The following is a 6,024-nucleotide window of genomic DNA, read 5'->3' as shown; positions in this document are numbered from 1 at the left end:
AGAATTTATCGCGGCAATGGCGACAGCAAGCTAGGAAATAAGTATCGCAGTTCGTTAACGATCGCAGTGCCAGGGAAATTAGCACCCATTCACCGTCATCCACTCTAAAAGGGAAATTGCAGGTTCTATAGGGGTTTCAGCTTGCACACCTCCCCTTGGGTTTATATAAATCTGGAGGTGTGTGTGCAGGTAGGCGGGAGCTTCGACTGGGGGAGTTGGCGCGGAGTTTGTCGGGGATTTCTGCTGCTTACGCTCTCCCCCGCAAAGGGTTATCAATGGTTCGGGGCGGGGGCGATTCTGTGTGGGAGTTGGGTTGAGATAAGAGTAACTGAATTTTGGATTTTGCATTCTTAGGTAAGTAATCTGTAGCAGCAAAAAGAACATTAGGCGGGATGAACGTAAGCAGATCCGCGAGGGACTCTACAGCTTGCTCAGTCGGCTCGGTAAGGATGGGTGTTAGGTATTCCACGACATCTTTCAGGGATTGGGGTGTCATCCACATTGAAAGGAAAATTTCAGGCTCTATAGGGGTTTCAAGCTGCACACCTCCCCTTGGTTTTATATAAATGTGGGGTGGTGTGTGCAGGTCGGCGGGAGCTTCGACTGGGGAATTTATTGGGGAAGTTATCGCGGATAACAATAGCTGAATTTTGGATTTTGCATTCTGAGGTAAGTAATCTGTGGCAGCAAAAAGAACATCAGGCAGGATGAACGTAATCAACTCCGCGAGGGATTCCATAGCTTGCTCAGTCGGCTCGTCCAAGACGGGCGTTAGGTATGTTGACACATCTTTGAGGGATTGGGGTGTCATCCACCTTGAAAGGGAAACTTCAGGCTCTACAGGGATTTCAGCCTGCACACCTCCCCTTGGTTTTATATAAATATGGGGGTGTGTGTGCAGGTCGGCGGGAGAATCTGGGGAGAGGTTTGTCGCGGAAGTTGGCGGGGATTTCGGCTGCGATCGCTCTCCCCACACGCAAGAGGCTATCAATGGTTCGTGACGGGGGTCGATGGGTAGATTTTGGGGGAGGTTCGACCGCTAGCACGGTGGGCAATTTATTCAGGTGCGATCGCTAAAACGCATTTGATTTTTTGGCGGTGGCAATGACGATACTGTAATTATTTTTGGTGGTAATGATCTGTGAGTCTGAGTTTTCTGTGATCCGTGAAGCGGTGTCCGTATGCATAGGCGATCGCATAAATTGAGTTTTTCTTTACGCTGATCTTCTCGTGATTCCTAGTCATTAATCTAAAACTATTGAGAATCAGATTCTGAGAAAACCTACGCTATTTAGTGGAGAACTGACCGTGAAAATTCAGGCAGCCGTCGGCTGCCTCTAACACCCCCTCATAATGATTATCATTTTTAGTTTGAGTGAGATTGAATTTCCTCAAAGCCTTATGTAGTTTGAGTCTTGGTGTATTTCATCCTGATTCAGGCTCGTCAATATTTAGATGCGTTTGCCCTGGAACCAGCCCTTTCAAGGTCTTGTAATTTTCCCCAGATTATAGTTAGTTGAAAAAATAAAGGGGCTGGTTCTAATTGCTACTTGGGAGTCACAGTTTAATCAACAAAAAGCCAGTGTTTATTGGGGTTTTAAACTAAGGATGCACGTCAAAAAATGCAACGTTTATATCCAAGTATTTAACCTAACAAAGTTGCTTTGGCAGACTACTAGAGATAGGTTCATGCAGTACAGTTAGTTCGACGTATTCCTAAACCAATTGCATCTATTAGACTTGCACTACGAAAGCGAAAGCCTGCGATTTGATACAATGACGGTACTGTATAATCAAATGTCGCAGGACCACCAGTGCCTCCAAATGGGCCATAAGTATTAAAATTGGTTTGTATAGTTATACTATCTACAACAGCACCATATCTACCTGCTATACGTGTTATGGTCTCACCAGGAGCGAAATTTATTGTAGTTTCAAAACCACCTGTTCCCCCTGCAAGGAAGCTAGAACGAATTCCTGTATTTGTTAAATAGTTTATTGTAATTCCATCTACGTTCTGTCCACTTCTAATTTGTAGACTTACTATCCTTGCTGCATTTGGAATTAGAAAAGTACTTGAAACGCCATCAGAGCCACCGCTAGGACCAAAAAAAGTTGCTGCACAAGATACTTGTGCAAGACGCAACGAATGTATGTCTATAAGTTGGGGCTTATCTTGCAATGTTGCACTAGCAGCTAACGAATGTGAAAAGGTAGCACCCGGTAATAGCATTGTTATTCCACCTACTATTATGCCTGTTGCCAAAGCTGTTCGCGTTCTAAAATTCGCTTTCATCAAGTTTCAACTCCTAAATTGGTAGTCCTAAATATATATGCAGAGTAGTTGAATCAAACTAGATAAAACCAGACGAACTCCATATTGACTAATTGATAGCTGATATCTAACTATATAAAATACATCTCTTTGCTATTTAATACAAACATAGTTAATAATTTTACATATCCCTCTTCTCTCACTTTCCGGGTATTCTTAATAAAAGAATAAAAAAAGAAAACTCTGGAAGGTAAGTAGGGCAATGGATGTAGAATTACAAATCCTCAAACATTAACAAAAAATTAAATAGATGATGTAGAACGATCGCACCTCGCCACCAAAAACAAAACCCCACAGCTAGAGACGCGCTACGGGGTAAGATGTCGGGAAATATGCCTAAGATGACATCAACCCAAAAACCTCTACACTAAAGGATTCAGCCCCAAATTAACGCCGCAATAGGAATTGCACTATCGGAGACAAAGCAAAGTGCGATCGCCCCAATCTTCCCTACCGCCGCCGTAGTCATCACTCAATATATCCACATTTTGTATTAGAGTTTGATACCGTAGTCACGCCCTCTATATAAATAGATATTAATCATCGTGACTACCAAAACCCCTAAACCTCCAATCTATTTTTTTGGCATTGGGCGTTGGGCATTGAGCGATCCCACAAGGGGGAATTTTGAGAAGGATGTGGGATTTTTGGCATTAGTCTTCATTTTCAGAATTGTTCATCAACTCGCGTAGGCGACGTATGTTTTCTGGTTTGACGGTTAAGAGCGTGGGTTCACTTGCACTCTTCTCTAGCAGCAATCGCAAATCATCCTCAGCATTCTTTTTGCCGATTATCAACGCCGCGAATAGGTTTTTTAAGCTATTACCATTTTTGAGATTACGGGTAATTGCTAAAGCAGCATTAAAATTTTCTTGCTAAAGTAGTGTTTAATTTATAACACTCATGTAATTCAGTGATCAAGATATGGACGAAAAAGAACAAAACGCTTTGGAATTTGAAAACAAAGAAGAAATTGTTTTTGATGAATCGGAAGATGAGGCTCCCCTTGATATTCCTCCAGAAGAGAGACGTGTCAGAACTGATAAGCAAGATGTACCTATAGAAACTCTGCACACATGGGTTAAGCGAGGTAAGCTCAATCTTCAGGCTGATTTTCAACGTTATTATGTTTGGAATAAAACCAAAGCGAGTCGACTAATTGAATCCTTGCTCCTTGATATACCAATTCCGACTATTTATATTGCTAAAGAAAATGACAATACGTCTTCTGTCGTTGACGGACAGCAAAGATTAACAACGATTTGTTCATTTATTGATGGAAAACTTCCTAATGGTCAAGACTTTAAGCTTTCAAGCTTACAAGTTATGAAGGAACTCAACCGTAAATCTTTCAAAGATTTATCTCAGGATTTACAAGATGAAATATTAAATTATGTTATTCGCATAATTGTAATTGAAAAAGGTTCACATCCAGACGTAAAGTTTGAAATGTTCGAGCGGCTTAATTTAGGCGCTGAGAAACTTACTGAGCAAGAATTACGTAATTGTATTTATAGAGGTAATTACAATAATTTACTACGTGAACTCTCTAAAAATAAATATTTATTAAAAATAATGGGTTCTAATGAACCTCATCCGCGAATGAAAGATAGAGAGCTGATTCTGCGCTTTTTTGCTATGTGGCGCAACACTCATTTAAAGTACACAGGTTCAAAAAAGCGATTTTTTAATCAGGAAATGGAAAAGCATCGCCATATTAACGAAAAACAAATTGCTGAAATGCGTCAAGTTTTTGAAAAATCTATTGAAATATCTTTTACTGTTTTTGGTGAAAAAGCTTTTCGCAGATTTAATCTTGGAGGTAAAAAGGACAATCCCAATGGTTCTTGGGAGGCAAATAAACTTAACGTTGCTCTTTGGGATACAATTTTATACACTTTTAGCTATTTTGAAAAAAGTCAAATAATACCAATTGCAGATAGAATTCGAGAAGAATTTTTAGATGTAATGACCAGTGATCTTAAATTTGTTGAATATATTACTAGTACCACTGATAAACCAGAAGCTGTTCAGTATCGAGCGGAAGCATGGCGACCAAGATTAGCATCATTAATTAGTGAAAATGGTAAAGGATCACGCACTTTCTCTCGGAAGTTAAAGCAAGAACTATTTGATCAAGATCAAACTTGTAAAATTTGTGAACAGCATATTCATCATATTGATGATGCTGAAGTTGACCACATACAGCACTACTGGCGAGGCGGTAAAAGCATACCAGAAAATGCACGTCTCACTCATCGCTACTGTAATCGATCTCGTGGAGGTAGACCATAATAATTATTACTCTGTTGATATCAACTGCTGTAACCTGAAAATTAAAAGTTAATGGGCTATAAAGAAGATTGTGGGTAATGGATCATTAATCGAAGTCGTCAGGCATTCCAGCCACCTTATACTTTCTTCTTATTTTTTCCTCGCTTATACCAATTCTTTATGAAGATGCACAGAATAAAACGCTTGAAACTCTTGCCTAACAATAAACTTGTTCTATGCAGCCTCACAGAAATTTGGTATTAAAATCATATATAGGCTGATCAAGTCCTGGGGGTAAGTGTAAATGAAACACATACTTATCTATGTTAGTAGGATCAGATGGGTCAACAGTACGCTTAGTCCCGTATCCCCATACACGTCTTATGTATTTACCGAAGAACGCTCGCGATCCTTCCCGTCCTGTTCCGATATTCCTGTTCTCATTATCAAATTCATCAAGCGTTGCTCCTTTCATGAGTAGGGTGACAATTATATGTATTTGACTATTTTCTATAGTAATAGCCTTAATTTCCTCCTTAGATTTAGGAGCAATATCGGCGTATTTATCAACACTTTTAATTGTCATTTTATTAATTCCTAGTGTTTGGAGTTTTGTACTTTTGGTGAAATGTGAGAAAATGGGCTTATGACGACATCAGGCTTAAACAATCGCACAGCAAGGATTTAAGGCGTATTACATTAGCGAAACTTATTGACTATTAATTAAATAACTTTTCAGCTTCTTCATAGGTTGCTTCTACCCAAAATGAATCAATGGGTTCAGCCCCGTTACGATCGCGTTGTGGCCAGTAAACTTGAATAATCATCTTATCTTCCGTTCCTTCATTTACCCAGCTTTGACTGGTCTACTTAGGGTAGCTTTAATAAATTAGCTTTGTCCCCTGTAAAATTAACTACTAGATTCTCGCGTTGCCCTATACGTTCGGTTTTTGAATATATTCCCGAATTCTGAATTACCGATCGCCATAAATTTCCCGTCGACGGGAAATTCTTTCCCTCCTGATTAAGATCGTAACAAAGCTGAATCACTGCTCATTTAGCTGGTAAACTTGTACACTTGTTTTAATGTCGCTATGTGGATATGTATACATGAAGACAGTAGCTATTGTTGGCAGCAAAGGCGGTGTTGGGAAAACTTCGCTTAGTATCAATCTTGCAGTTGCCGCAGCAATCAAAAATAAAGAGACCGTACTGATCGATTTAGATCCGCAAGCTTCTGCCAGTAAATGGAAAGATTCACGAGAAGCAGAATCTCCCGTTGTAATTTCGTGTCAGGCATCGCGGTTAGAAAAGGTTTTGGAGACGGCGCAAGACGGGGGCGCGGAATTAGTGGTTATTGACACTGCCCCACACTCGGAGTCCTCTGCTCTTGCAGCCATCCGTGCTGCCGATTT

Annotated in this window: 7 protein-coding genes; 3 read left to right on the top strand and 4 right to left on the bottom strand. The window is 40.2% G+C overall.

Features of this window, described 5'->3' with window-relative positions; genetic code table 11:
• Positions 1-247: 247 nt before the first annotated feature.
• Complete coding sequence (locus VE944_RS26995) at positions 248-811, bottom strand: hypothetical protein (protein ID WP_324984501.1); 564 nt, start codon at positions 809-811, stop codon at positions 248-250.
• Here VE944_RS26995 and VE944_RS26990 point away from each other — a divergent pair.
• The gene (locus VE944_RS26990) at positions 805-1,077 is read left to right on the top strand and encodes a hypothetical protein (RefSeq protein ID WP_324984499.1); all 273 of its coding nucleotides are present in this window, start codon (positions 805-807) and stop codon (positions 1,075-1,077) included. The two genes, VE944_RS26995 and VE944_RS26990, sit on opposite strands and share 7 nt — an antisense overlap.
• 610 nt (positions 1,078-1,687) lie before the next feature.
• Here VE944_RS26990 and VE944_RS26985 read toward each other — a convergent pair.
• Both VE944_RS26985 and VE944_RS26980 read right to left on the bottom strand, forming a co-directional pair.
• Positions 1,688-2,296 (bottom strand): jacalin-like lectin, encoded by a 609-nt coding sequence (locus tag VE944_RS26985; RefSeq protein WP_324984497.1) that lies wholly within the window; start codon positions 2,294-2,296, stop codon positions 1,688-1,690.
• A 692-nt stretch (positions 2,297-2,988) separates the two neighbouring features.
• On the bottom strand, positions 2,989-3,132 hold the full coding sequence (locus VE944_RS26980; RefSeq protein WP_324984494.1) for a hypothetical protein: 144 nt from the start codon (positions 3,130-3,132) through the stop codon (positions 2,989-2,991).
• A gap of 127 nt (positions 3,133-3,259) precedes the next feature.
• On the opposite strand from VE944_RS26980, the gene VE944_RS26975 reads away from it, so the two are divergent.
• A complete protein-coding gene (locus tag VE944_RS26975; protein WP_324984493.1) occupies positions 3,260-4,630 on the top strand; it encodes a GmrSD restriction endonuclease domain-containing protein in 1,371 nt (456 codons plus the stop codon).
• A gap of 223 nt (positions 4,631-4,853) precedes the next feature.
• Here the strand turns inward: VE944_RS26975 and VE944_RS26970 are convergent, their stop codons facing one another.
• Positions 4,854-5,195 (bottom strand): hypothetical protein, encoded by a 342-nt coding sequence (locus tag VE944_RS26970; protein ID WP_324984491.1) that lies wholly within the window; start codon positions 5,193-5,195, stop codon positions 4,854-4,856.
• A gap of 524 nt (positions 5,196-5,719) precedes the next feature.
• On the opposite strand from VE944_RS26970, the gene VE944_RS26965 reads away from it, so the two are divergent.
• On the top strand, positions 5,720-6,024 hold a 305-nt coding region (locus tag VE944_RS26965; protein ID WP_324984489.1), incomplete at its 3' end, for a ParA family protein.

Origin of the sequence: Nostoc sp. (assembly GCF_035638895.1) — a bacterium.
GTDB lineage: Bacteria > Cyanobacteriota > Cyanobacteriia > Cyanobacteriales > Nostocaceae > Nostoc.
This window is presented reverse-complemented; position numbering and strand designations above follow the sequence as displayed.